A 774-nucleotide genomic window follows, 5' to 3' on the forward strand; every position below is an offset into this window, starting at 1 on the left:
CCGGTCGTTGCCGACGCAGAGCAACAAGGGCCCGGTCGCCGTGCTGAACGACTCGTAGGGAACGAAGCCAGGGTGACCCGAGGCATGCCGCGCCGGCATGGTGCCGGAATTGACGTAAGAATCGGCCTTCTGAGCATTCCAAACCATGGCAGTTTCCAACAGCGAGCCGCTGACGACACCACCTCGCCCAGTCTTCTCGCGGCGGTGCAGCAGCGACAGGGCACCGATCACCACCCACATCCCCGTACCCTGGTCGCAGACTGAGGCACCAAGCCGTAGTGGCGGATCATCCGGCCCGCCGTTCACGCTGGATAGGCCGCTGAAGGCTTGGATCAGCGGCTCGTAGCCCGGGCTATGCCGCTGTGGACCAAGGTGGCCAAACGCTGAGATCTCGCAGTAGATCAACCGAGGATGCCGTCCGCACATGGCTGGCCCATCGATGCCCAGGCTCTCAGTCACACCGGGGCGCAAGTTGTGGACGAGGATATCAGCATCCGCCGCAAGCCCCTCGAGCGCCGCCCGCCCCTCCTCCGATTTTAGATCCAGAGCCACGGAGCGCTTGTTGCGGTTGAACACGTGGAAGTTCAACGCATCACCATGCCGAAACGCCGGTCCCATATGGCGTGCATCGTCACCGCCCTCAATGCGCTCCACCTTGATCACCTCGGCACCGAGATCGCCCAGGATGGCGCCCGCGAACGGCCCGGCCAGCACTTGGCCCAGCTCGACCACGCGGACGCCGCTCAGCACGCCGCTCACTTCACGGCCGCCTTG

1 protein-coding gene is annotated in these 774 nt (G+C 64.9%); it reads right to left on the minus strand.

Features of this window, described 5'->3' with window-relative positions:
- On the minus strand, positions 1–759 hold a 759-nt coding region (locus GSQ76_RS24135; protein ID WP_158746656.1), incomplete at its 3' end, for a CaiB/BaiF CoA-transferase family protein.
- Positions 760–774: the final 15 nt, after the last annotated feature.

This window comes from Acidisphaera sp. L21, from assembly GCF_009765685.1.
Taxonomy (GTDB): Bacteria; Pseudomonadota; Alphaproteobacteria; order Acetobacterales; family Acetobacteraceae; genus LMUY01.